This is a genomic window from Rossellomorea sp. y25 (genome assembly GCF_038049935.1).
Taxonomy (GTDB): domain Bacteria; phylum Bacillota; class Bacilli; order Bacillales; family Bacillaceae_B; genus Rossellomorea.
In genome coordinates this window covers 1,072,448-1,098,973 of the sequence record NZ_CP145886.1, presented here as the reverse complement: position 1 = coordinate 1,098,973, position 26,526 = coordinate 1,072,448, and the positions used below count along the sequence as shown (strand labels likewise).

The window sequence follows — 26,526 nt, the reverse complement described above, 5'->3', positions numbered from 1 at the left end:
GGGTTCTATGCAACTGGAATGGATTCGAACCTTCGTCACTCTCGCTCAGCTTCAACATTTCACCAAAACAAGTGAATTCCTGAACTTGTCTCAACCGACCGTCAGTGTTCACATCAAGAAATTGGAACAATCCTTAGGAATTGAACTCATCTACCGTTCTTCTGCCAATCAGGCTTTTCAATTAACACCTGAGGGACTTCACGTGTTTGAAAAAGGAAAGAAGATGTTGGAGCTTTGGAGGACGATGGAACAGGTCACACAAAAGACTGAAGAAATCCAATTAAGGATCGGGGCCACTCACACCGTCAGTGACGTTCTTCTTCCCGATTTTGTCAAAAAGATCAAGATCCTCTATCCACACATCCGGCTTCAACTGATGACCCACAATCACGAAACCATTGTGGAGGCACTGAATCACAAAGAACTCGACCTCGCCCTTGTGGAAGGAACACGGGGACTCGAGCCTTTTCACCTGGAAGTCATCAGCCATGACGAACTGCGTTTCTTCGCCAGCAGCCGCATGAATTTACATTCTTCCCCCCTCATCCTCAGGGAAATCGGATCAGGGACGAGAGAGTATGCGGATGATTTTCTGAGATCCGAACGAATCGTACCGACAGAAATTCTTGAAGCCAGTAGTCATTACTTAATCAAGCAACTCGCAGTAAGGGGTCTCGGCATTGCATTTCTATCAAGCTCCTTGGTAAAAGAAGAGGTGCTCCAAGGAATGCTAGTATCCCTTGACCCTTACGTCATCAACCGACCATTTTATTCAGTGTACCCTGAAGATGGAGAAGCGGGATCAATTGTGAGAGAGTTGGTAGAGTTGCTCGGAAGTTCTTCATAAGCAGATAGGGACGGACCTCAGCTTCCACACGAAGCAAAGGTCCGTCCCTCTAAAATATCAATCGCTAGATCGCAGCCACAGTTCCATCTCAGCTTCCAATTCTTTAACGGCGTCCAGCTTTCTCCCATACAGTTGATTCAGTTCATTGTATTCAATATGACCTGTCTCCATGGCTAGATCAATTTCTCTTATCATGTTTTCCAGTCTTTCAATTCTCTTTAAAACTTTTGCCTGTATTATTTCCTCATTTATTCTTTCAGGTTTTTGTACTGGTTTCTCAACCCTTACATCAATCGACTCTTTCCTCTCCTCCTTCTCTTTTTCACGTTTATACTCATCATAATTCCCATGATAGCTCTTCAAAGAATAATCCTCCACATCAATGATTCTCTCCGCCATCCGATTGATAAAATAGCGATCGTGGGAAATGAAGAAAATCGTACCACTGAAGTCTTCGAGAGCTTCCTCAAGGGTTTCGATTGTATCAATATCCAGATGATTGGTCGGTTCATCGAGTATCAGTAAATTGATATCCTGGAATAACAGCATGGCAAGCTTTAACCTGATTCTTTCCCCACCTGAGAGATGCTTTACTTTCTTGAAGACACTGCCTTTGTAAAACATGAACTTCGCCAGGAATTCCCGAGCTTTTCCTTCAAGTATGGAGATATCCTCCCTGAAGCAGTCGAGCACCGTGACTTCCTCATTATTAAAAGCAATGTTTTGTGGTAAATAGGCTGCCTTTACATTTGCACCAAACTCTAACACGCCTTCATCCGGCCGCACTTCCCCTACAAGCATTTTTAAGAATGTGGTTTTCCCGCTTCCATTCGGACCCAGCATGCCTACTCGTTCACCAAAGTGAATCATGACATCTGTGTTGTTAAAGATGATCTTATCCCCAAAGCGTTTAGAAAGCCCCACTGCCTTGATGGTTTCTTTTCCTGATCGTTCTGCAGCTCTCACATCAAGCTTCATATTCCTTCGTTCAAATACTGGCTTATCGATGCGATCCATCTTATCCAGCTTCTTTTGGACGCTTGAAGCCCTCTTAAAGAACTTGGTATTATCAGCCCTCATGGCCCAGTCACGCAGACTCAACACGGTCTTTTCCATGCGATGGATCTTCTTTTGCTGTTCTCTGAAATGCTCGTATTGAATGCGCATATTCTCTTCCTTTTGATCAATGAAAGAAGAATAATTGCCTTTATAAGAAGTCGATCTCATATCCTCTATTTCCACAATCTTTGTGACCACGTTATCCAGGAAGTAGCGGTCATGGGACACGATGATGACCATCCCTTTGTAGCTCTTCAAATAGCTCTCCAGCCATTCGATGGATTCCATATCAAGATGATTGGTCGGCTCATCTAGAAGCAGGATATCCGGCTCGTGAATCAGGAGCTTTCCAAGAATGACCGTTGTCTTCTCCCCTCCGCTCAATAAGTCGAATTCCCTTTCCAAGAAGCTCTCCGTAAGCTGCAGCCCTGTACAAACCCTGCTCATTTTTTCCTCTCGTTCATACCCCCCCTTTACTTCAAACAGCTGAGTGAGCTCACTGTATTTAGTAAGTGTCCGCTGGAGCTCATCCTCCTGTAATAAGGTCATCTGCTCTTCCAGTTCACGCATCTGTTTCTCGACTCTGTCAATCTCTTCAAAGGCCAGATTAAGGACATCACTGACTTTCACCCCTGTTGGGTACACAGGCGATTGTTCAAGATAGGCAGTGGTCGCTCCCCTCGACATATGAATGAGGCCTTCGTCATACCCATGACTCGATGTCTGGGGGTAACCAGGATAGTAATTCATCGGCTCGATGCCTGCAATCAGCTTCAAGATTGTGCTCTTACCGCTTCCATTTGCCCCGACGATTCCGACCTTATCCCCTTCATATACTTCCAGCGATACATCTTCCACGACCAGCGTCGCTTCCATATATTTTTTTATCCCATTTAATTTCAGTTCCAACATACGCGTTCCTTCTTTCATCCATAATTGAAGTTACGCTGTTTATGGACGGGTCAAGAAGACCTTTACTCCTATTCAATTGTGAAATAAAAAAGACCGTAAGAAGAGGGTCTCTTCTTACGGTCCAGTATCATCAATGTATATGATTTTTCGCAAAGCAGTATAAGCATCATGCGCATACTAAAAAAGCGCATTCCAATGCCTAATACAATCCAGACGCTGCTGGACGCTTTATGATCAATCATCATCCCGATATCAGTAAAGTAAGTTACCTTCCAATTGCCCTGACTCCATAAAGAGCATAACAAATAAACCTATCTCCATAGGCACTTTCACGCTCATTACAAAATCCGTATTAATTTAAAAATAAATTAAATAATTAGCAATTAGTTGGTTCCATAAACTTACTTTCCCTCCCCCGGAATTTTCTTTATTATCTCACTTTTTCATAATTTTGTAAATAGGCGGGACGGAGGGACATGTCCCTTGTCCCATTAACCCCTCATAAATGCAATGGTTTCAGCTATCCCCTGTTCATAGGATGTGTGCTGCCGCTTACCCATAAATCCATCGATCTTTTCTCCAGATAGAATAGTAGGTTCCGAGTTAATATACTGCATCTCCAACGCCTCACGCATTCCCTTCCCTGCAAAAAGGGAGTATACGGCAAACATCGATTTTGAGATGTAGTAAAGCCCCTTCTCTTCACCGAGCTGCTTTTTTAGGATCTGCTCTACTTCGTTCCCGGTTATCGGTGCGGTGGAAGGTATATTCCAATTGTGTCCGTATGCTTCGTCCTGACTGGACAAGTCGACCATCGCTTTAGCCCCATCCTTAGTAAATATGAATTCACGCACAACATCCTTCGGACCGACAAACCCCGCTTTTTTCTTTTTCAAAATCTGTTCTAATGTGAAATGGATGTATGTGTTGGTGGCATTCGGTCCATAAAAGTCCGGAAAATGGCAGATGAGCGACGGAACAGAAGATTGCTTGATCATATGATTCAATTCTAAGCGCAGTTTGCCTTTTCGTGTATGAGGGTGTTTTTCTCTATCTTCGGTCAGCATTGTACCGCCACTTCTTCCGTAGGCGTAGATATTGTCTACAACTGCCAACCTGGCGCTGTTTTGTTCCGCTGCAAAAATGATGTTTCCCGTAATCGTACTTAATTTATGTTTCCATTCATCATAAGGGAGGTTTATGGCATGAAAGATGATGTCACTGTCCTTTGCAGCATGAATAAGCTGGTCTTTATTTTCCGCATCCCCAGTCTCGATGGTCACAGCCTTCAAACCTCCAAATAATCTGGACAACTTTTCTTTCCCTCTTGCAAATGCTACGACTTCTAAACCCCTGCTGACCAATTCCAGCACAAGTGCATACCCCATTCCTCCAGAAGCACCTACCACCGTTGCCTTTTTCATAAAAAGTCCCCCTTTTAATTAACCGCTGGTCAAATACATCCAAAAAATTTTATCCTATTGATTTCAGGATAAAATTCACGTGCAAGTGTGCCAGGTTCTCAACTTCTTCATAGGTTTCATCACAACGGCAGTAATGACTGACAAACCCGTGTAGTGCCAGGAAAATCGACCACGTCTGTTGGATGGTGATCTCTTGGTCGCTTAGATGAATAAGGGCTTTAGCGAATTTTTCATATGATTCGTTCGGTCCTTTGTTTACGCAGCTTTTGACTTCCTCATCCGCAAGCAGGAACATCATTTCATACTGGCTTTTATGACTCAGGCCGAATCGAATGAATGCGAGAAGAATCCCCCTCAATTTCCCTTCGTTATCCATTTCTTGACCCATCACATCACCCAGCCATTGATCCAACAGTTTAAAATCGGTTTCGATCATGGCATAGAACAATTCTGCTTTATTCTTGAAATGGTAGTAGAGGGAGCCGTGACTGTATCCAAGCTGGGACGCAATCTGCCTCATGGACACCTGCTGATAACCCTTCTTCCGAAAAAGCTCCCGTGCCGCTGCCATTACCATTTCCTTCGTGAGCTCCTGTGCTACTGCTTTTCTGGGTGACATACATTTCTCATCCTTTTTATTGACCAGTGTTTAATTAAATAGTACTTCGCTTACGATGGTAATGTCAAGGGATTTTTTACCAAAAAGAGGGGCGAACCTCCTCTAAGCTGGAGGTCCGTCCCTCTTATCTACTTACCCAAAAATCCACCCTCTGATTTTATCAGCTGCCCGGTGATCCATCCGGAATCATCACTGGCTAGAAATCGTATCAACTTCGCTGCATCCTCAGGTTCACCTAATCGTCCCATTGGAAACATTGGTAGTAAGTGTTCCCTTAACTCTTCATTGATCCACCCTGAATCAGTCGGACCTGGATCAATCGAATTAACGGTGATACCGATTGGCGCGAGGCCAACGGATAATGGCTCAGTGATGGCAATCAACATACCTTTTGATGCGATATAGGCCAGGTTGTTGGGATCCGGACCCTTAGACACCATATGGATGATCCGCCCGTCTTTTCTTTCAGGAAAGGCTATTTCATATCGCCTCGCAAACTCCATGGTCAGCATGAGCGTCCCGCTGTTGTTCACATGGTAATGCTTATCCAGAATGTCTCTATTCAACGTCCGAAAATCGGCAGGTGATTCGAATGTCGCATTGTTTACTAGAATACATGGTGTTCCCAATGTCTCTTCCACTCGATCCATTATTCGAAGCGGTGATGCTTTATCACTCAGGTCAACTTCCATATGAAAGGCACGTACGCCCATTTGCTTTAATTCTTCACAAAAGGTTTCCGGAAACTCATTCTCTACTCCATTTCCACTAGCCTCATCAAACGCGCTCCAATGGGTAAAAAAGATATCAGCCCCGGCGCTGGCAAGTGTTCGGCAAGTCGCTGCCCCTATTCCTTTTGAACGACTTGCTCCTGTCACGATCGCTACTTTTCCTTTTAGATTGGTCATTTCATATTCCTCCTATTTTTAAAGGAAGCTATAAGGTGTCACTAAGAGATATATATATCCCGGCACAAAAAAAAGCAGATACAAAGGTATCCACTCTAGGTGTCGGGTATTCAATCACACCAGGCGCTCCTTGTATATGATGGTCAAACAGACACACTTCTCCCGTCAAAATGATAGGTTCATAGTCTATTGATCTCGTTCATCATTACAGGATTGTCCACATGTCCGATTCAAATCCCCTTTCGTCTACATCTCTCAATCAGAAGTATAATGGATTTTTTTTCAATAGACAATCTATGGTTATCGGGACGGAGGGACAGGTCCCTTGCCCATCATCACTGTCCTGTGCCGTTCCCCGAGTCATGACCGCCTCCCATGGTGTAATTCTGGTCTTCACCAGGTTTGGTAGAAGGATGAATCCCCTGTACATGCCGGTCGTTTCTTCTTTTCTTTCGCTTGAGATCGATTAGTAAAGCGAATAATAAAACACCCGAAATCATGATCACAAACCACCACATTATACATACCCCCTTCTAAACCATATGAGCTCTTAATCACAATCATGCCCTGGAGTAGGACAAACATGATGTTATAGAACGTGTTGGGATAAAGGGTATCAGCTTTCGCCAATCAATCCAGTTGCTTTCGTTTATCATCTGCAATCTTAACGTTTTGTCGCTGAAGCAGCAAAAACAAGGCCAGGCCGATCAGGATCAGAGCGATTCCGATACCTTGTTGCAGTGAGATCACTTCTCCCAAAATGAAATAAGCGAGTAAGCAGGTTCCAATCGTTTCCCCGAGGATCCCCATAGAAATCACGGTTGTGCTCAGCCATTTCAACAGCCAATTAAACACTGTTTGTCCAAAGATCGTTGAAACCAAGGCTAATAGAAGGAAGTACCACCATGTCTGTGAGGAATAATCCCTGAAAGAAACGTCCTGTGTCAATGCAAAGATCCATAAGAACAGTGAACTGCTGGCATACCCGATGATCGTATACGGAATGAGGGACAGCTTTTTACGGATATGCTGGCCGACAAAGAAATAGGCTGTGATGACCCCCGCTGCAATAAAGGCAAGGATGTCGCCGAATAATGCTTCTCCACTGATTTGAAAATCCTGCCACGCAATTACGAAGCTTCCGACGATCGCAACCAGACAGCCGATCAGGGCTCCCAAGCGGTATCGCTCTTTAAATAGAAAATAGCCTCCCACCATGGCAAAGAGCGGCTGCAATGTGACGATTACCGTCGAACTTGCCACTGAGGTATAGTGTAAGGATTCGAACCATAAGACATAATGCGTCGCCAGAAAGACTCCTGACAATAACCCGAGTCCCCACTGTTTCTTGGTAAGGGTAGATAATTCTTTCCGGTTCGATTTACTTGATACTAAGAATTGCAGCAGAAGGAGTGCTGCAAAAAGCATGCGGTAGAATGCAGTGATCGTGGCAGGAGCATCTGCCAATTTGACAAAGATGGCTGAAGTGGATAGAGCAAATACGGCCAGGAACAATGTTGTGTATGTCATGAATGATGATTTCAATCCTTATGCCTCCAAATTGGTTGTTTACTATACTATACAACTAAACTTCAAGTCTTCAAAACAATATCAGCACTATCCACTGGACAAAAGGTATCCATATAATAGTCCTCCGCCTTCCAATATCTCTTTTCAAATTTTTCAAGATTCTGTTTAGTCGTTTCAGCTTCCCGCATAAATCTCTTTTCCCGGGGGCAATCCAGGAAAATGATGTGGTGATAAAAGCCTTTCCATTCCTTCCTCTGGAGGAAAACACCCTCCACGATGATGAGTCCTGTTTTAGGAAGCGTAACCGTTTTCCAATCGTGGTTATCCATGTGAGAGTCGTAAAATGGAAGGTTGAGTTGCTTGTCATGCGTCAGTCTTTCAAAGAAGTTTTCACTTAACCACTGAACGTCCCATTGTAAATGGAAATATTCATACCATTCTTCCGATCCAGTATGATACCGTTGATTGCGTTCGACGATGTGGTCATCGATGTGGAAGATATGATAGGCAATCCCTTCTTTTTTCAGGATTTCATTAAGTTGTTCCACGAAAGTTGTTTTTCCGGATCGGCTTAGGCCGTCTATTCCTAAAATGGTTCTGCCCTGAGATGGAATGGCCGAAATGATTCCCCTTAAATCATCGTGGTTTTCCAATATTCTCACCCTTTAAAATGACTTTTCGCTGTAGTTGCATACTCTAATAGTTCATCCACGCTTCCCGTACATACTTCAACCTCTGACAAATGATAAAAAGTCGTTGTCTGTGCAAAGTCACTTATTTCATTGTTAGGAGAATATAAAATTACTTTTTTATTCAGCCCAAGAGCTATTCCCAGTTCAACATGACTCCCTTTTCCCCCAGGCAACAACACAAGGATCACATCGGATTCGATGATGGCCTGCTTTTCTTTTTCACCGATCCTTCTTAACTCTTCAACTGTGGAAGTCCTGCTATTTTGAGTCCAATCATATGTATGGGTATACCCTGTTCTTTTCAAACGTTCACAGACGTCTCGTACTTGATCGATATTTTGAAAGCTTGATGCAACATAAAACTTCATGTCGGTCTCCTTTCTTATATTCATAACTTGATTTTACCATAATATTCTAAAGATCAATCTTCTATTAAAAACGCTCTTTTCGCAAAGATTGTTGCTTTTTAACATAAGCTCTGTTAAGGCTCTGTCAATTAGTGTGTGCTGGATGGTGAGGGGAACTGCTCCGCTTGCAGCTAGCGTTCGGCCGAGCCTCCTCAGCTTAGCCGAACGGGGTCTCGGCACGCCCGTACTTCCGCAGGAGTCTACGCAGTTCCCCTCACCATCTTTAACAGAATTTCTGTGACAGTGCTTCAACATACTCAATAATACCATGTAACTAGAAAAAAATTCTTTTTCAAAAAAGGCAAATCAATCTCTACCCTTGAATAAGGTTGTTTGCTAAAAAGCTTGTTTTAATTGTTTTCGATTAAGGATACATGCTTAGAAAGTTGATTCTCGCTGCAGGATGCTCGACTCCTGCGGGAATAGCTGGACAGTCCGAAAAGCGGAGGCGGCTTGCTCAGCCCCGACAAGCATAAGATGAATGGGCCGGGAAGGCGTACTTTGCCTTCATGGACCATTTAGCTTATGACCTCGAGGGGCTAGCCGCCGAAGCTGGACAGGTGAGACCCCGGAGGCTCACCGCCAGCCCCGCGGAAAGCGAGCATCCTGGAGCGGAAATCAACTAGTACACTCTTCTCTACAATAGCAACACACTTTACGAAAAGAGCCGTTAAAAAAGATGATTCCCCTAATCTTCTCAGGCTCTTTGTAATGTGTTCCATAAAGTTTTATCAAAATAGTAATCGGGAATAGAGAAGTATGTTTAAACACTTGAGAGGAGTGATTCCAATAATCGGTGATACCGGTACTGCGTTATTTGTCATTATACCTATGACCATCATTTTGATTCTTATTGTAGCCACTATTCTTTTCTTTAGAAGAAAATCAAGAAAAGATAAAGATTTTTAAATTAAAGAGGTCTGGCAAAATGAACTTTTCCGTTTTTGAAGGCGCTCCCAAAGAATAAATTACTAAATAAAAAGGTCTCCAAATAATCAGTAAAAGCTGACTTTAAGGAGACCCTTTTTAATAGTTTTTATCTAGATATGCCTTCAAGCGTTTTTTTCAGCACAATCTTTCTATACATACCATTAAACATTAGTGGTATGTCCTCTTTCACAGATAAATGTCCCTTTATATTTTTCATACAGGAACTCAAAGTTCAACCCGATATCCGTGCCTAATAATCTTATAATCGGCCTGATCACCTTTTGATAAATCGGAAGTGCTCTTCCTTTGGGTGAAAACTTATCGAAGATGATGATCTCACCATCCTGCTTCAAAACCCTGATCATTTCCTTGAGACACTGATCTGCATCAGGTACGACAGATAGAACAAGGCTTCCAATCACTACGTCGAATGGATGATCTTCAAAACTCATATTCTGTGCATCCATTTTTAAGAATTGAATCGAGGAATCCGGGAACTTTTTTCTGGCTTTTTCAAGCATTTCATTAGAATAATCAACTGCTGTAATGTTTAGTACCTTATGGTTAATCAGCTCCAAATCGGCCCCTGTACCTACACCCACAAATAATATCTTTTGATATTCGTTAAACTGCACTTCTTCAAAAAATCTTTTTCCGTGCTTTAAGAAATTCACCCGAATTAAAAAACCTATCGTATACTGGAGACCAATATTTATACATCCGTTCATTCCAACGATTGTTCATTACTGCACCTCTTGATTTTATTGTCTATCTTGGTCAGAGGAATACGTATTATGATCCAAGCTTACTTGGTTTGCTTTTTTTCTGTTCGTGCCTTGTACGAATCATACTCGGAACCCCCACCGCCATACTTACCATGAAACTCCACATAACATAACGCCAGTCTCCTGTAAAAAGCGACACTCCGATGAAAAACATCAGCTGTACCACAAGGGCGAACCATGAAGCAATCCAGGCCAAGGTTAAATTTTGTTTCATTTGCAACCCTCCTATTCTTAAAATGACGCCACTAAATGATTCTATTAATCTCTTATCTTTTATTACCAATTATTTCAAAAATTTTCACCTAACTCAATCATTAATTTATTAAAAATGTTGAGCTTACCTTCACTCCTCACTATATAATGAGGATAGGTGATCAATATGAAACGAATTCATTACAGCTGGATAATATTAACCATTTCCTTCTTCTCGATTATCGTAGCCGGAATTGTCCGCTCTTCTTCAGGAGTCTTCATCGAACCTTTCGAGAGCGAGTTCGGATGGGACCGATCTGTCATTTCTCTTGCGTTTGCTGTGGGTCTCTTTTTATATGGGATTTCCGGTCCGTTTATGGCAGCGTTAATTGAAGTGCTCGGTTTAAAGAAGATCATGATTATCTCCATGGGAACATTATTGTCGGGAACGTTGCTTACTTTGGTGATGAATCAACCATGGCAGCTCATTTTGATTTGGGGGATAATTATCGGGTTAGGTTCTTCTCTTTTCCTAACAGTCTTAAGCCCTTATATCGCAAATCGCTGGTTTGTAAAACGCAGGGGCCTTGCAGTTGGAATACTAACGGCAAGTACCGCCACGGGGCAGTTGATCTTACTTCCGATCTTAGCAATCATTATAGAAAACTATACATGGCGAGGGGCCATCAGCCTCATCATCATTCTTAGCGTCACCATGTTTCTCATCATTGCTTTCTTTATGAAAAGCTCACCCAAAGATATCGGCATCGAGCCCTATGGCGATGAAGACGGGCTTCAAGAAAAGGAGGGCGACTCCAGGAAGAATCCAATTCTGATCGCGTTCAACGGGTTATTTCTCGCGGTAAAAGCAAAGGAATTCTGGTTACTGGCAGGGAGCTTCTTTATATGTGGTCTTTCCACCAGTGGATTAATTGGGACTCATTTTGTTTCCTACTGTTTAAGCTATGGGATCTCTTTGGTGACGGCTGCCTCACTACTATCTTTCATGGGGATATTCGACCTTTTCGGTACCACATTATCCGGCTGGCTTTCGGACCGCTTCGATAACCGCTGGCTGCTGTTTTGGTATTATGCCTTAAGAGGAGGTTCTTTGGTCTTACTTCCCTTTGCTTTGTCTGAAGGGTCTGTTACTTTGCTCATCATCTTCTCCGTATTTTACGGACTGGATTGGATTGCGACCGTACCGCCTACCATTAATATTTCAAGGCAGATCTTCGGGGTTGCAAAAAGCGGGGTCATTTATGGGTGGATATTTGCCGCTCATCAGGCTGGTGCTGCCGTTGCGGCGTTTGGCGGCGGGATCATTTTCAACCTGTTCAACTCCTATACTTGGGCATTCTTCCTCGCAGGAATATTCTGCGTACTGGCCAGTTTGTTTGTGGTCTTGATCAAAAAAGAGGGACGGACCTCTAATTCCCTTTCATAAGGATACTTGTTAATGAGAGGTCCGTCCCTTTCCAGGGAGTAATTAAAACGATTCGCTACTATAAAGGTCCGCTTTTATATGCTCAAAGAATGGACTCGGTTCACCTACGCTGAATAGCTGCAGCTCGTGCATGGCTCTTGTGCAGGCCGTGTAGAATAAGCGGCTGAGGCTATCGTCACCATACGAGCTGGCAGATGCGTCATAAAGGATGACGGCGTCAAATTCGATTCCTTTTGCTAGGTATGCCGGGATGACGATCACGCCCTGTTCGTATTCAAGAGAAGCGCTTTTCATGAGCTTGATGCCTTCCACACCCCTTAAGGAGGCGTATGCGGCTTCACTTTCTCTCGCAGATTTACATATGACGGCAATGGAGTGATAGTCCCGGTCCTTCCATTCTTCTATTTTCGCTGCAATTCGGCTGTGAAGTTCATCGTGATCAGTGACCCGGGTGAGCACCGGTTTATCCCCTTCCCGGTCAAATGGGGAGATTTGGTCGCCGCCAGGCACAAGCCGGCGTGTGAACTCGATGATCGGCTTGGTGGACCTGTAGCTTTGAGTCAGGTTAATCATTGTGGTCTCACCCTGTCCATAGAGTCCGGTCAATGTGCTGAAATCCACGTGCTCACGTGCATGGGCAAAGATGGCCTGATTAAAGTCGCCAAGCACGGTCATCTTGGCTGAAGGAAACAGACGCTTGATGAATTCGAATTGAAAAGGTGAGTAGTCCTGAGCTTCGTCGATGAGCACATGCTTAATCGACGTATTGGTCTGAAAGCCAAGAATCAGCTCTTTCAACAGTAAAAAAGGAGTCGCATCCTCGTAGGACAGTTCCCCTTCCTCGAGCATGTTCACTGTCGAACGGCAAATATCCTCCCACTCTTCCGGGATCTCACCCTTCCATAAGGTGGAGATGTTCGTAGGATCAGCAAAAAGCTGAAGATACATTCCTCTCACGTCCACATATTGAAACCTATTGATTCGCTTGCGCAGTCCCTTGAATCTCCTGCGAACGGTCAATCTGGCCAGCGCATCATACTCGATCTCATAATCATTAGACGGATTTTTCTTCTGCAGGTGCTGATGCGCTTTGTGATAGTCCTCATTGCTCATCAGCTCGATTTCTTCTTCGACCCAAGGCTTGCTCCGTTCAAGCTTCTCTGCTTCATCGATCTGTTGATTGATCCACTCGGTCAATTTCTCCAGCCTGTTATGGAAACGCAATGACGTATCACTGGTATAAAATCGTTCCTTGATTTGATTTGCTGTGACGATCGGCTGTCCCCGGAACTTGATTCCTTTGAATCGCATCCCGGATTCCTCCAGTGACGTTCTGTATAATTTAATGACATCAAAGAAATCCGTCGATGCCTTGAAGGAAATACTCGCCGTCCTGGTCCGGTACGAGGGGGCACCCGTTTCAGTCAGGACGTATTCCAATTGACTGTATGGTCCCTCCAATTCGAACTCCGCACTCAACCGATGGTCCAGATATTCCTGAAAGGTCACCTGCTCCATATTCTCTTCACCAAGCTCTGGCAGTACGTTCGATACGTAGCTGTTGAACATGGCGTTCGGGGAGAACAGAATGATTTGATCAGCCTTGAGACTGCCCCGATACTTATAAAGTAAATAAGCAATCCGCTGAAGGGCGGCCGATGTTTTCCCGCTGCCCGCTGCACCTTGAACAATGAGCAGCCGGCCGTAATCGTGCCTGATGATTTGATTCTGCTTCTTCTGGATGGTCGCCACGATGCTGTTCATATGGGTATCGGTCCGCTTCCCCAATACCTCCTGCAAAATTTCATCCCCAATCGTCAGGCTGGTATCAAACATGGATTCGATGACGCCATCCCGGATGAGATACTGCCATTTTTTCTCCAGTGTCCCTTCGATTATCCCACCGGGTGTGATGTATTCAGCGGGACCTGGCGGATAATCATAGTAAACGCTCGAGATCGGAGCGCGCCAATCATAGACCAGGAAGTCCTCGCCACTTTGATCTGTGAGAGTGGCAATGCCGATATAGACCTTTTCCGACTCCGATTCTCCTTCTTCGGTAAAATCAATCCGTCCGAAATAAGGCTTACCCTTCATGCGTTGTAGAGCGGATAATTTTTTTACTGCCTGCCTGTGAGTGCTTTGACTGACGGTCAACACTTGTGCCTGCTGCCTCAAACTGAGGACGGTTTCCAGAAAATCATCGAACGTATCCGTATTCACCTTGACCTCATCCCAGAAGTGTTTACGGATCTCCACCACTTCCTCTTGTCGTCGTCCGGTTTCATCCTCCAGACGACCGATTTGCTCCACAATTGTCTCAATGACACGGTCCACACGTTCCTGCTCCTGCCGAATTTCAAGATTCATCCAAGCACTCCTTTTTCTAAAAAAAATTGAGGGTTGACGAAAGAGTAAATTATGTTATATAATTATTATTGAGGTAATATGTTTTAATTTACTCAAGATAAGCGTTTCTGTTCTAATTTATCACAAATATCCACTCTAATCAATATAAATATGATGACTGCCAAACGATTAATGATCGTTTGGCATTTTTTCGTCTGGAAAAAGAGGGACGGACCTCATGCCTTCATTTGAAAGCACAAGGTCCGTCCCTCTGCATTATAGTAAACCCCTCCCCTTTGCAACATAGCTTTCCATAATCGGTGCAGGCACCAAGTTCCCACCAGTCGCCCACACTAGATGAGTCGCATGATTCAATTGATTATTAGTTAATGAAAGCGATTCAAGATGCTTCCGTATTTGCTCGGAGGTTGGGCCCAGCATCCCCGCAAGTGCGGAAGGCTCCAAAGAAATGGACTCTGATTTATGTAAAAGAGCCAGCATTTTAAATAAGTTTTCATCCTTCACTGTATACACGCCGTTCACCAGTTCCTGCACCACCCTTCCTGCTAATGCTGAGGGGCGTCCAACCGCCAGGCCATCGGCTTCTGTCCGATTGCTTAATCCTAAATCCTGGACTGAAATATTTTCGTGTTTTCCAGTCGATAGCCCAAGAAGCATACAGGGAGAATTGGTTGGTTCGGCAAAGTAACAATGAACATGATCACCAAATACATGCTTTAATCCGTACGTCACTCCTCCAGGGCCGCCTCCAACACCGCATGGCAAATACACGACCAATGGATGGTCCCTGTCAACCTTTATCCCCTCTTCTTTAAACTGCTTTCGTAACCGCAGCGCAGCGACTGCATAGCCCATGAAAAGATCCTTCGAATTTTCATCATCTATGAAGAAACAATTCGAGTCCTTCACACATTGCTTTCGCCCCTCTTCAACGGCATAGGAGAAATCGTTACGATGCTCGATCACCGTTACTCCTTTTTCTCTGAGAAGTACCTTTTTCCATTCTTTCGCTTCACGCGACATATGGACCGTCACATTGAAACCAAGAGCTGCACCAATGGTCCCGATACTTAAGGCTAAGTTTCCCGTCGACCCTACCGCAATGGAGTATTGTGAAAAGAACTCCTTGAACGAGGGATCGGCTAACATGGAATAGTCATCGGTCAATTGAATCATATCGTGTTTTAGCAAGAGTGTTTCTGCAAGTTTCAGAACTTCGTAGATGCCTCCCCTGGCTTTAATGGATCCGGCAATGGGCAGCTCATTGTCACATTTCAAAAGTAGCTTTCCAGGTATGGTGGTTTGATAATACTTTTCCAGTTCTTGCTGCATATGCGGCAGTGATTTAATAGGTGATTCAATGATTCCATTCTTCTCTTCTGTTTCAGGAAATACATGTTGTATGTATGGAGCAAATCGCAGAAGCCTCTTTTCAGCTTCATAGATATCATTTCCGTCTACAGAATTTGTTTCAGAATTGAAGCAGGATTTTAGTGAAGAGTTTGACCAAAAGGTCTCTTTCATTACTTTTAGATCGGAAAGTAAAGCCGGTCTTAGCCCGTATGTTTGTTCCATCATTTATTCCCCCCTCAATTTACGTATCATTTTACAGAAGTTTCGAAGCCTTTAGAAGTTTAATGTTGACTATTTATTGAAGGTAAAAAAATGAATGGATCAGTATGACACTCTTTGTAGAATTCTATGATTTTTTATCAATTTCCGGGGAAATAGTTGTAGAAATTTGGAGGACAAGGCGACCGCTCCCTCGTCCCGTAACAATCATCATAGTGTATTTGAGTTTGTCGGGACAAGGTGACTGTCCCTCTGTCCCATTCGATTGGAATGGAGAGCCATTGTGACGCTTATTAGTATAGTGATTGCCCCGATCATTTGCATAGTGCTTACCGACTCTTTCAACACAATGTATCCGACCACCATTGCCACAAACGGTTCAATGTTCAGGAGCAGGGATGTATTTGTAGAGCCGATTTCTGAAATGCAATGGTTCCAAATAAGCGGGCATATCCCATGCATGATGATCGCTGTAAAAAAAAGCAGCATCCAAATGCTGAAGGGGACGGACCTCAGAAAAGTAACGTCGGAGAATGGCAAAAACACGGTCATCAAGATCAACCCCACCATGGTCGAATAAAAGGTCAATAGAATAGAAGAAAGGTGCCTTGCATATCGTTCCACAAGAATCATGAACACGGAAAATGTAAGCATCGTGAGGAAGATATACCCTTCTCCCATACCGATCACTATGGCCCCTTTCTTCATGATGACCAGGAGCACGCCGAAAAAGCTGAAAAGGCTCCACATCCAGAAAAACGGACTTTTGCGTTCCTTAAATACAACCGAATTGATAAGGGATGTACAAATGGGTGCCGTAGCCAGGATCAAGGCAGCCGTTACGGGTGATGCCGTGGTCAAGCTGGCATAGAAGCTCCAGTGATTCAAGGTCACGCCAATGAAACCGATGAAGAGCAGCGGGATGACCATGGATTTCAACGAAGAAAATTGTCTAATTGGCTTGTAGAATACTATAAGCAGGAACAGAGTAATAAAAATAAGCCGTAAAAAAGCGATTTCCATCGGCTTGAAATAGTGCACTAAAATCGCACCGAAAATAAAATTACTTCCCCAGCAAATGACACAAAAAAGGAGGCCCATGTAGAGATACACGGGCTTTCCATTTACCTTTTCTTTCATTTCACCAGCTCATGGGTACTCCAGAGAGACCCATATACCACTTTCCCTTTGTTCATCACGGCCAGTCGTTTCGGTCTTCTGGCAACGACTTCCGCTGATGAAGCGGCGTCAACGAAAATAAAGCTTGCATCATCTTCCACTTTCGGCCACTTGTATTCACCTGTTTTCGTCAATGCCGTTGTTCCGCCAGTTATCCACTTCAGACTGTCCCTTAAGGATACTTCATCGCTTTTTCTTGTCACCTGGCCGTATTTATACACTTTCTCTAACACGTCCCCGTGACCAAGCGGACTCCAGGAGTCATAGAATCCATCACACCCAAGATGGACCTTCACTCCATGATCGTCCAGGAGCTTGATTGGCGGAAGGGACTTTGTCAAAGGAATGGTCGACATGATTGCCACTCCGTTATCTCTTAACCTCTCTGCCAGTTCAACCTGTTTCACTTCCGGCACCTCCCCGATACAGAAGGCATGACTGATGGCTGTCCGGTTCTGCCAATTCGACTCTTCCACCATATCGATCCACTTATCGATCGTGTAGGTCCCCACATGCCCGCTGTCGTGCAGATGGATGTCTACATCCGCATTGAACTCCGTTGCAATATTCATCGTTTCATAGAGTGATTTTTCAATTGAGCGATCGATTCCTGCAGGGTCGAGGCCGCCAACCATGGTGGCTCCATTTCTCATCGCTTCCCTCATCAATGTCGGCACGGAACCTCTTAATAATCCGTGCTGCGGGAAGGCAATGATATCCGCAGTCACCGCATGCTTATACTCTTCCAATACCTCGATGACACCCTCGAGGTTCTTCAATCCAATGTATGGATCAATGTTTACGTGAGTGCGGATATGCGTTGAACCGTTTGAAAGGATTTCGTCAATCATCCGTTTCGCTCTTTGTTTAGTCGTTGGTGCGAGTTCTGTCAGCTCCTCTGCTTCAAACTGCAATCTTTCTTTCAGGTTTTTAACGGGCTTCGTCGCTTTCCATCCAAGCGTTAGATACGTTTTGTCCAAATGGTTATGCATTTCGTTAAAGGTCGGAATGGCCAAGTGACCTTTTATATCATAGATCACATCAGCAGTCTCGGGTATGGACTGTGTATGAGGCAGCTGTTGAACGATTTTCCCTTCCTTGACCCCGAGGTGAAAAAGCTCTGTTTTCGTTTCTGTCATGCCTCCATTTTCTATGTTTCCTACTTCAAGCTTCACATTTTTCAGCCAGATCATCAAAACGTCTCCCTTCTATTATTTATTGATCAGTACAGATTCAGAGTGAGGCAGCAACACCTTTTCCCCGTTCTTATAAACAGAATCAATTTTTGCTCTCCTTGCCACTGCTTCCGCTGAGCAGCTTGCTTCCACCAGGAGGAAGTCTGCTGCGTCCCCTACTTGAGGCCACACCTGTTTCCCTGCATCATCCAACGGCGTGATCCCTCCGGATGCATATTTCCATGTACGGTTGATGGAGTACTCGTCAATCAGTCGGAATCGTTCAGCAAGAATATTCAGCTTCTCGATCGTATCCCCGGTTCCAAAAGGTGACCAGTGATCGGTTAAGCTGTCATGACCGACGGATACCTGTAAACCGTACTGATCCAGAGTCGAAACAGGAATGGTTGGACGGTTAATCGGGATAGTAGTGGTAATATCAATCTCTTGATCTTTCAGAGTGGACATCATGTCGGTAAGAGATTGCCCCTCAAGATCACCAAGTGCAATGGCATGACTGATCGTGACCCGCCCCTTCAAGTTCGCCTCTCTTGTAAAATCAGCAAGACGTTCAAAGGTGAAAGCGCCAAGTGTGTCCGGGTCATGAAGGTGAATGTCAACACCGGCATTATGCTCTGTAGCAATGTCAAACGTCGTATAGAGCGATTGATCGATATGACGGTCCACTGTCGCCGGATCGACTCCCCCGACAAGGGTGGCACCATTTTTCATCGCTTCCCGCATCAGTTCCACTGAATTGCTGCGCAGGAGCCCGTGCTGAGGAAACGCCACAATGTCATAAGTGAGGTGGTGTTTATATTTCTCTAGTGCTTTAACGGTGACTTCCAGGTGCTTTAAGCCGGAAGTCGGTTCGATGTTGCAGTGCGTCCGGATGTGAGTGTGGCCATTTTGAAGCAGCAGCTCAATCATCTTTTCAGCTCTCTCCTGTGCGTATGGCAATTGCTTAGGAAGCAGCTCCTGTTCTTCTTCTATTCTTGTAAAAATTCCTTTTGTGATCGGGCGGCACGCCTTCCATGGACCACTGTAGTAGGTTTTATCGATATGGATGTGCATTTCACGTAAGGAAGGCAGGATCAGCTTTCCTTTTGCATCCAACACGGCCGCTCCAGCTTCAATCTCTGACTCGTCCCGTGAGATGGCCGTAATCTTTCCACCTTCTATTTTGACATGGGAATATTCCGTAAGGGTTCCTGTCACGACTCCATTCTCTTTCTCAAAACCCGTTTCCATTCTCACATTTTTCATCCATACTGTTTTCATCCAATCAGCCTCCAATATTTAGTGTTTACAAGGGTACGGATGGTGCTCATCCACCATCCGTAATCTCTCCTATTCGATCGTTGCCTCTTTCACCATTAAGTAGTTGGCGGCACTCAACCAAAAATCCTTCACTTCATTGTTGTACAATGCTAAATGCTCGTAGTTTCGAATTGGAATGTATACCGCTTCTTCCATTTCAATGGTCATCGCTTCTTCATATAATGTCTTTCTGACTTCAGGGTCCACTTCTTTCCTTGCCTGCTCGATGAGATCATCGACTTTTTCATTGGTGTAATAGAAATGGTTTCCTGGTGAACCGTGGGAAGAAGAGTGGAACAAGTTGTATTGGTTGTAGTCTCCATCGCCTGTTGCATTCCCCCAACCGCCAATGAACATATCTTGTTCTCCTGTGTCTACGGCTTCAATATACGCACCATATTCAAGCACTTGAATATTCACTTTGATCCCGATTCCCTTCAGCTGGGACTGAATGACTTCTGCCATATTGATCCGTTCTTTACGGTCACTTGTAATCAGTGTCAGCTCAAGACCTTTTTCAAATCCTGCTTCTTTCAAAAGCTCCTTGGCAGAATTCGGGTCATACTCATACGGTTTCACGTTTTCACTATGACCGAATACTTGCGGACTCATGGCAGCATTCGCTAAAGTACCCACTCCGTTATAGACACCTTTTATAATCGCTTCTCTTTCAATGGCCATGGAAATGGCCTGTCTTACCTTTACATTATCAAAGGGCTCTTTTTGCGTATTGAATCCGACATACTCGACGGCTAACCCTTCTGTTCGATACAGATTCAATGTGTCGGAGCTTTCGATGCGCTCGATTTCAGTTACGGGCACTTGATCACTGATATGAGCTTCACCTGTTTCAATCATCGCTAAGCGGGTAGCGTCCTCTGGTACTACCTGAAACTCGATTCCATCAATATTCGGCTGTTCTCCCCAATACTCTTCATTTTTCTCGAGGGTGATGGACTGACCTGACTTCCATGTCTTGAAGGCAAATGGCCCGGTTCCGATCGGGTGCTTAGCAAGACTATCAGGATTTTCTTTCACTGCTTTCTGGCTCATGATGCTTCCTTCGTTACTTGCAAGGATCGATAAGAGAGGTGCATAAGGAGCATCGAGCTTGAACTGCACTTTATATTCATCCAGTACGTTGATTTCTTTGATCATCCCCAGTTTATCCTTTTGAGGAGACCCGGTGTTTGGATCCAATAAGCGGTCGAACGTCACTTTGACAGCCTCTGCGTTAAATTCAGAACCGTCGTGGAACATGATTCCCTCATTTAATGTGAATTCCCACGTCGTATCGTCCGGCTGCTCCCAGCTTTTCGCCAGTGACGGAACAATGTTCATTTCTTTATCAAACGTTACAAGGCTCTCGTACACCTTTTGATAAAGTACATTGGCGGACGGAATATCTGTGATAAAGTGGGGGTCCAAATTGGTTGCATCGGATAATCGGACGACCTTCAGTATCCCGCCTTCTGATTCACCGCCTTGTTTGCTTGCGGTTTCACTTTCTACATTACTTGTTGAACACGCCTGGGTGATGAGCATGACCATCACGATCAATAATCCTGCGATCCCCCTGAAATACTTCTTATTTTCTTTCAATTCCTCCACTCTCCCTTTTCCGTATTGTTGGTGCCTATCTGCATTATAAAAAAGAAAACAGCGATTGATTTTCAATATCTTTACCAACTTTTTAATTATTTTGACAATTCAAACTTATCACCTTCCCTTTCCACCCCTCTTCCTCTATCTTTGAATTACACAAACCATTTCAATGAGGAGGAAACGTCATGTCGACAGAACTTAAAGTTCAAGAAATTCAATCACCCATACTTGAGTCAAAGCCCAGCCTGTTTGAAACAAGAATCAAACCATTTTGGGAAACCTTTTCAAGGAACAAGGCAGCAGTAGTCGGTGGAGGGATCATTCTCTTCTATATTCTCATTGCCCTGTTTGCTCCTTTACTCGCTGTACATGATCCTTATGACATTCAACTGGACAATAAACTCCAGCCCCCGAGTACAGAACATTGGATGGGGACGGATGATAAAGGACGGGATATCCTAGCTAGGATCCTCTACGGCTCCCGTCTTTCAATGGGGGTCGGTTTTGCCGCAGTCGGCTTCGGTGCTTTCTTTGGCATCATCATGGGGTTGATTTCAGGGGTTTATGGAGGATGGATCGATACCTTCATCAGCAGAATCCTGGATGTCATGCTTGCTTTCCCTGGGATCCTATTGGCTCTTGCCATCATCTCTGCCCTGGGACCGAGCCTTGTGAATGTCATGATTGCCGTCGGGGTGTTCTCCATCCCTTTATTTGCAAGGGTTGTCCGGGGATCGACGCTTGAAACGAAGAAGCTTGAATATATCGATGCCATTCGTTCGCTTGGAGCCAATGATTTCATCATCATCTTCAGGCACATCCTGCCGAACATTTTATCTCCCATCATCATTCAAGGATCCTTGCGTCTCGCCACCGCCATCCTTTCAGCAGCGGGATTATCCTTCCTTGGATTAGGGGCACAGCCTCCTTCACCTGAATGGGGTACGATGCTGTCCAGCGGAAGGGACTTTTTATTCACGGCTCCCTACATCGCCCTCTTCCCGGGGTTGGCGATTTCCATTCTCGTACTCGGCTTTAATCTTTTCGGGGACGGACTTCGGGACGCGCTTGATCCGAGACTGAAATCATAATAAGGAGGAATAGGAAATGATATTGTACATTTTCAGAAGATTAATAGAAATCATCCCCGTCATATTCGGTGTGACCCTGGTTGTCTTTCTCATCATGCAGATGGTTCCCGGAGACCCGGCTATCATACTTGCAGGAGAAGGTGCCTCGAAAGAAGCGATCAACCAACTGCGGACAGAGCTCGGCTTGAACCGACCACTGTATGTTCAATATGGAGAATACATCATGAATGTCTTCCAGGGTGACCTTGGACAATCTTTGAAGAGCCAGCAGCCTGTCATCCAGGAAATCATGACCCGCTTACCGATCACGATTGAACTGGCCTTCTACAGTATTCTCATTACGATAGTCCTTGGAATGACAGCAGGGATCATTTCGGCAGTCAGACCATACTCTGCTACCGATATTTCCGTGATGATCGTCGCTTTATTAGGGATTTCCCTTCCAAGCTTCTTTCTAGGTCTTCTATCCATTTATTTATTCTCTGTAAAACTTCAGCTTTTACCTGTTGCGGGATGGGACAGCATGCTGCACATCATTTTACCTGCCTTTACGCTCGGGGTCGGAGGAGCTGCCATCGTAGCCAGAATGACCCGATCCAGCATGCTTGAGGTCGTGAGGCAGGACTATATCCGTACTGCTCAGGCAAAAGGTTTAAAAAGCTTTGCCATTATCTATAAACATGCCCTGCGCAATGCCTTGATTCCCGTCATCACGGTGGTCGGCCTTCAGTTTGGGGCACTTCTCGGAGGGACGGTATTAATTGAATCGGTCTTTGCCATCAATGGTCTCGGCCGTATGATCGTTGACTCGATCCGTACACGTGACCTTCCAATGGTTCAGGGCGGAGTACTGGTCGCATCCCTGGTCTTCGTGATCGTCAATCTATTCGTAGACGTTTTATACCGATTCTTTAACAAACGAATTGAACTTAACTAGGAGTGGTTGTAATGAGTAAAAATGTGGTCTTGGAAGTAAAAAACTTAAAAACCCATTTCACTTCGAAAAAAGGAGTGACGAAAGCCGTTGATGGAATCGATTTTGTTCTTCACGAAGGTGAGACGCTGGGAATCGTCGGAGAATCGGGCTGTGGAAAAAGCATGACCTCCCTTTCGATTCTTCGTCTTGTCCCCTCCCCTCCCGGAAAGATAGTGGACGGCACCATTGAATTGAAAGGAAAGGACATCCTTAAAATGTCCGAACCCGAACTTAGAAAAGTGCGCGGAAACCAAATTTCCATGATATTCCAAGAGCCAATGACGTCATTGAATCCTGTCATACCGGTCGGGGAGCAGATTGCAGAAGCTGTTCGCATCCACCAAAAGCTCGGGAAAAAGGAAGCATGGAAGAAAGCGGTCGAAATGCTCGAATTAGTAGGCATCCCTTCTCCTGAACAAAGGGCGAAACAAGAGCCTTTCCAGCTGAGCGGCGGAATGAGGCAACGTGTCATGATCGCCATGGCACTTGCCTGCAATCCCGAAGTCCTGATTGCGGATGAGCCGACTACGGCACTTGATGTGACGATCCAGGCACAAATCCTTGAGCTGATGAAGGACCTTCAGAAAAAGCTGAATATGGGAATCATCTTCATCACACATGATTTAGGCGTGGTAGCCGAGCTATGTGACAAAGTAGCGGTTATGTATGCCGGACAGGTTGTGGAATATAGTTCGACGGAACAATTATTCTCCAATCCGAAGCATCCATACACAAATGGACTGATGTCTTCATTACCGAAATTGCATGAAGACCAGGCAGAACTGGAAACGATGCCGGGAAGCGTCCCTTCCCCTTATGACATGCCAAAAGGCTGCCGTTTTTCTCCCCGTTGCGCATTGGCGACCGCACGATGTCACGAGGAAGAGCCACAGCTCAATTCCTCGAAGGATGGCAGTCAAATCAGATGTTTTCTATATAATGCCGAGAAAGAGGTGCAGATGACATGACCGCTATGATGACAGAGAAAAAACCTATTTTAGAAGTGAATGGCCTGAAACAGTACTTCCCTATCAAAAGGGAGTCGTTGTTCCAACCTAAACAAGTGGTGAAAGCCGTGGACGATATCACCTTCACGCTCTATGAAGGGGAAACCCTCAGTATCGTAGGTGAGTCCGGCTGCGGTAAATCGACAACCGGCCGTGCCATCCTTCAGCTGGATAAGCCGACGGAAGGCAGTATCCAATACAAAGGAATCGAATTGAACAGTCTATCCAAAAAGGGATTAAGAAATATGAGGGGCGATATCCAGGTCATTTTCCAGGATCCGTTTGCCTCCTTGAATCCGAGACAAACCGTCAGAAAGATCCTGAAAGAAGCCATGACCATACAAAAAGTATTGCCCCCTTCCAAGCATGAAGCTCGTATGAAGGAATTATTGGACTATGTGGGTCTCCCGATTACATCACTCGACCGTCTCCCCCACGAATTCAGCGGCGGTCAGCGACAAAGGATCGGAATCGCACGGGCATTGGCGGTCAATCCGAAAGTGATCATCTGTGATGAAGCCGTATCGGCACTGGATGTATCCATTCAGGCACAGATCTTGAACCTGTTAAAGAAACTTCAGAAGGAATTGAAATTAACGTACCTCTTCATTTCCCATGATTTAAGTGTTGTACGTCATATATCAGATCGGGTGATTGTGATGTATCTGGGGAAGGTTGTCGAGATTGGGAGAAAGCATGAGCTGTTTGACAACCCTACTCACCCTTATACCAAAGCCTTACTTTCAGCCATCCCCGTACCTGATTTTTCTAAGAAAAGAGAAAGAATCCTTTTAAAAGGGGATGTACCTTCCCCATTGAATCCGCCATCCGGATGTAAGTTTCATACCCGCTGCCCTCTGGCAACGGATTTGTGTAAAGCAGAACTGCCTCCTATGACCGGTCATGGAGAACATTTCACAAGGTGCCATTATGTCTAAACATATTTTCAGAATCTTAGTTTTCTTATAAAATAGAAAGTATGACTCATCACTTTAGGAGTTCTTCACATGATTACACAAGAATCCTTTTCATTTTATATCATGCTGTCCGTATTAGCCCCAATCATTGGGGCTTTTAGCTTATTATTTCTCTTTCTATTTGAAAAACGTCTGGATCAACTGGAGAAAGAAAAGAACGAACTGCTTCTGAAACAGGAACTTCAAGAAGCTAGATACAACCAACTGAACCAACAGATCCAGCCCCACTTTTTTTTCAATACACTTAATGTCATCCTGAGCCTGGCACGTTTGAATCGCAAGGAAGAACTGATTTCTGCCATCGAGGTGCTTTCCAAATACTTTAAGTTCAAATACAAACAGACTGACCCATTGATCACCATGGAGGAGGAAATCCAATACACCCGATATTATCTCGACATTCAAAGACTGAGATTCAGAGATCGGCTCGATGTAGTGTGGAGCGTTGAAGAAAGCTGCAAGCTTTCCCTAGTCCCTCCTTACCTCCTGCAGACCCTTGTAGAAAACGCCTTTAAGCATGGACTTGAAAAGAATCCCGGACAAGGCAAGCTGATCATCATCCTGAATGAGCAAAGGAACAAAGTGTACTTAGAAGTATGGAACAGCTCATCAACTGCTTTGGAAGCGCTAGATGTTCAAAAGGAAGACCGTGGAATTGGATTACACAATATTCAGAAGCGATTGCAGATGCTCTTTCCTAAGGAAGAAATCCTCATTCAGCTGAATGAAGAAGCCAAAGGAACGAGTGTCCAGATCTTCTGGCCTCATATGACCAGAGAAGACACCATTACTTGATGAAGGAGGAAGCGCCATGCATATTTTGCTCGTTGACGATGAGCCCCTGGAACTGGAGCAGCTCAACTACATGATTCACGAAAAATATCCTTACTGGACGATTCATACAGCCGCGGATGCGTCACAGGCGTTAAAGATTCTGACGGAACATCCGATTCGCCTTACGCTCCTCGACATTCAACTGCCTGGTAAATCAGGGATTGAACTCGGGATTGAAATGAAGAAATATGACCATATCGACATCATTATGGTCACGGCCTACCAATCATTCGATTATGCACAGGCCTCCCTGCGACTCGGGGCAAAGGATTATTTGACAAAACCGATTATTGAAGAAGAATTATTCCAAGTTCTCGATCACTATAAATACGCATCAATCCAATCCCATATCGTGCAGGAAGCGTTAACGATCATCCATGAACAATACAGCGATAAGCTTTCCCTTTCTTCATTGGCGAGCCAGATCCATATCAACGGTACGTACCTGAGCAGAAAATTTCATGAAGAGATGGGGATCAGCTTCTCAGAATACCTGAATGATTTCAGAGTCCAGGCCGCACAGCGATTACTGCGGCAGGATACCGAAAAGTCCATCTCTTCTATTTCTGAAGCGTGCGGATTCAGCAGCCAGCACTATTTCAGTTCATTATTCAAGAAGCAAACAGGATACACTCCAAGGGAATATCGGATAAGAGAGAAGGTATAAA

General features: G+C 44.6%; 23 protein-coding genes and 1 pseudogene. 8 read left to right on the top strand and 16 right to left on the bottom strand.

Annotation, left to right across the window (positions count from 1 at the left end; genetic code table 11):
- Window positions 1-7 precede the first annotated feature (7 nt).
- Window positions 8-847 (top strand): LysR family transcriptional regulator, encoded by an 840-nt coding sequence (locus tag AAEM60_RS05490; RefSeq protein ID WP_299745906.1) that lies wholly within the window; start codon window positions 8-10, stop codon window positions 845-847.
- A 57-nt stretch (window positions 848-904) separates the two neighbouring features.
- Here the strand turns inward: AAEM60_RS05490 and AAEM60_RS05485 are convergent, their stop codons facing one another.
- The 10 genes and pseudogenes from AAEM60_RS05485 to AAEM60_RS05440 all read right to left on the bottom strand — a co-directional run bounded on the left by AAEM60_RS05485 (window position 905) and on the right by AAEM60_RS05440 (window position 10,327).
- Window positions 905-2,818 (bottom strand): ABC-F family ATP-binding cassette domain-containing protein, encoded by a 1,914-nt coding sequence (locus AAEM60_RS05485; RefSeq protein ID WP_341357629.1) that lies wholly within the window; start codon window positions 2,816-2,818, stop codon window positions 905-907.
- A gap of 491 nt (window positions 2,819-3,309) precedes the next feature.
- Window positions 3,310-4,242 (bottom strand): NAD(P)H-binding protein, encoded by a 933-nt coding sequence (locus AAEM60_RS05480; protein WP_299745900.1) that lies wholly within the window; start codon window positions 4,240-4,242, stop codon window positions 3,310-3,312.
- Window positions 4,243-4,291: 49 nt separating this feature from the next.
- On the bottom strand, window positions 4,292-4,861 hold the full coding sequence (locus AAEM60_RS05475; RefSeq protein WP_299745897.1) for a TetR/AcrR family transcriptional regulator: 570 nt from the start codon (window positions 4,859-4,861) through the stop codon (window positions 4,292-4,294).
- 128 nt (window positions 4,862-4,989) lie between these two features.
- Entirely contained in the window at window positions 4,990-5,769 is a 780-nt protein-coding gene (locus AAEM60_RS05470) for an SDR family oxidoreductase (protein WP_341357628.1), read from the bottom strand.
- A 335-nt stretch (window positions 5,770-6,104) separates the two neighbouring features.
- Window positions 6,105-6,287, bottom strand: coding sequence for a hypothetical protein (locus tag AAEM60_RS05465; RefSeq protein ID WP_299745891.1), 183 nt, complete (start codon window positions 6,285-6,287; stop codon window positions 6,105-6,107).
- Window positions 6,288-6,399: 112 nt separating this feature from the next.
- Entirely contained in the window at window positions 6,400-7,314 is a 915-nt protein-coding gene (locus AAEM60_RS05460; RefSeq protein ID WP_341357627.1) for a DMT family transporter, read from the bottom strand.
- Window positions 7,315-7,361: 47 nt separating this feature from the next.
- Window positions 7,362-7,952, bottom strand: a complete 591-nt coding sequence (locus tag AAEM60_RS05455; protein ID WP_341357626.1) for a kinase — start codon at window positions 7,950-7,952, stop codon at window positions 7,362-7,364.
- 5 nt (window positions 7,953-7,957) lie between these two features.
- Complete coding sequence (locus AAEM60_RS05450) at window positions 7,958-8,359, bottom strand: nucleoside 2-deoxyribosyltransferase (RefSeq protein WP_341357625.1); 402 nt, start codon at window positions 8,357-8,359, stop codon at window positions 7,958-7,960.
- Between the two features lie 1,075 nt (window positions 8,360-9,434).
- Window positions 9,435-10,072 (bottom strand): annotated as a pseudogene (locus tag AAEM60_RS05445) (methyltransferase domain-containing protein).
- 48 nt (window positions 10,073-10,120) lie between these two features.
- Window positions 10,121-10,327 (bottom strand): hypothetical protein, encoded by a 207-nt coding sequence (locus AAEM60_RS05440; RefSeq protein WP_341357624.1) that lies wholly within the window; start codon window positions 10,325-10,327, stop codon window positions 10,121-10,123.
- A 165-nt stretch (window positions 10,328-10,492) separates the two neighbouring features.
- On the opposite strand from AAEM60_RS05440, the gene AAEM60_RS05435 reads away from it, so the two are divergent.
- Window positions 10,493-11,752, top strand: coding sequence for an MFS transporter (locus AAEM60_RS05435; protein WP_341357623.1), 1,260 nt, complete (start codon window positions 10,493-10,495; stop codon window positions 11,750-11,752).
- A gap of 42 nt (window positions 11,753-11,794) precedes the next feature.
- Here AAEM60_RS05435 and helD read toward each other — a convergent pair whose 3' ends face one another.
- The 6 genes from helD to AAEM60_RS05405 all read right to left on the bottom strand — a co-directional run bounded on the left by helD (window position 11,795) and on the right by AAEM60_RS05405 (window position 20,919).
- Window positions 11,795-14,122: an RNA polymerase recycling motor HelD gene (gene helD, locus AAEM60_RS05430; RefSeq protein WP_341357622.1), complete on the bottom strand. Its 2,328-nt coding sequence runs from the start codon at window positions 14,120-14,122 to the stop codon at window positions 11,795-11,797.
- Between the two features lie 255 nt (window positions 14,123-14,377).
- Window positions 14,378-15,700, bottom strand: coding sequence for a D-serine ammonia-lyase (locus AAEM60_RS05425; protein WP_341357621.1), 1,323 nt, complete (start codon window positions 15,698-15,700; stop codon window positions 14,378-14,380).
- Between the two features lie 204 nt (window positions 15,701-15,904).
- Window positions 15,905-16,834 carry a DMT family transporter gene (locus AAEM60_RS05420; protein WP_299745866.1) on the bottom strand — a complete coding sequence of 310 codons (930 nt, stop codon included), beginning with the start codon at window positions 16,832-16,834 and terminating at the stop codon, window positions 15,905-15,907.
- Window positions 16,831-18,069, bottom strand: coding sequence for an amidohydrolase (locus AAEM60_RS05415; RefSeq protein WP_341357620.1), 1,239 nt, complete (start codon window positions 18,067-18,069; stop codon window positions 16,831-16,833). The genes AAEM60_RS05420 and AAEM60_RS05415 overlap by 4 nt, the downstream gene beginning before the upstream one ends.
- 15 nt (window positions 18,070-18,084) lie before the next feature.
- Entirely contained in the window at window positions 18,085-19,329 is a 1,245-nt protein-coding gene (locus AAEM60_RS05410) for an amidohydrolase family protein (RefSeq protein WP_299745861.1), read from the bottom strand.
- 69 nt (window positions 19,330-19,398) lie between these two features.
- Window positions 19,399-20,919: a glutathione ABC transporter substrate-binding protein gene (locus AAEM60_RS05405; protein ID WP_341357976.1), complete on the bottom strand. Its 1,521-nt coding sequence runs from the start codon at window positions 20,917-20,919 to the stop codon at window positions 19,399-19,401.
- Between the two features lie 239 nt (window positions 20,920-21,158).
- On the opposite strand from AAEM60_RS05405, the gene AAEM60_RS05400 reads away from it, so the two are divergent.
- The 6 genes from AAEM60_RS05400 (at window position 21,159) to AAEM60_RS05375 (ending at window position 26,525) form a co-directional block, all read left to right on the top strand.
- The gene (locus AAEM60_RS05400; protein ID WP_341357619.1) at window positions 21,159-22,064 is read left to right on the top strand and encodes an ABC transporter permease; all 906 of its coding nucleotides are present in this window, start codon (window positions 21,159-21,161) and stop codon (window positions 22,062-22,064) included.
- Between the two features lie 16 nt (window positions 22,065-22,080).
- Complete coding sequence (locus AAEM60_RS05395) at window positions 22,081-23,001, top strand: ABC transporter permease (RefSeq protein WP_113970311.1); 921 nt, start codon at window positions 22,081-22,083, stop codon at window positions 22,999-23,001.
- A gap of 11 nt (window positions 23,002-23,012) precedes the next feature.
- Window positions 23,013-24,008 (top strand): ABC transporter ATP-binding protein, encoded by a 996-nt coding sequence (locus tag AAEM60_RS05390; protein WP_299745852.1) that lies wholly within the window; start codon window positions 23,013-23,015, stop codon window positions 24,006-24,008.
- A gap of 5 nt (window positions 24,009-24,013) precedes the next feature.
- A complete protein-coding gene (locus AAEM60_RS05385; RefSeq protein ID WP_299746053.1) occupies window positions 24,014-24,985 on the top strand; it encodes a dipeptide ABC transporter ATP-binding protein in 972 nt (323 codons plus the stop codon).
- Between the two features lie 69 nt (window positions 24,986-25,054).
- Window positions 25,055-25,819 (top strand): histidine kinase, encoded by a 765-nt coding sequence (locus AAEM60_RS05380; RefSeq protein WP_299745849.1) that lies wholly within the window; start codon window positions 25,055-25,057, stop codon window positions 25,817-25,819.
- A gap of 16 nt (window positions 25,820-25,835) precedes the next feature.
- Entirely contained in the window at window positions 25,836-26,525 is a 690-nt protein-coding gene (locus AAEM60_RS05375; RefSeq protein WP_299745846.1) for a response regulator, read from the top strand.
- Window position 26,526 lies beyond the last annotated feature (1 nt).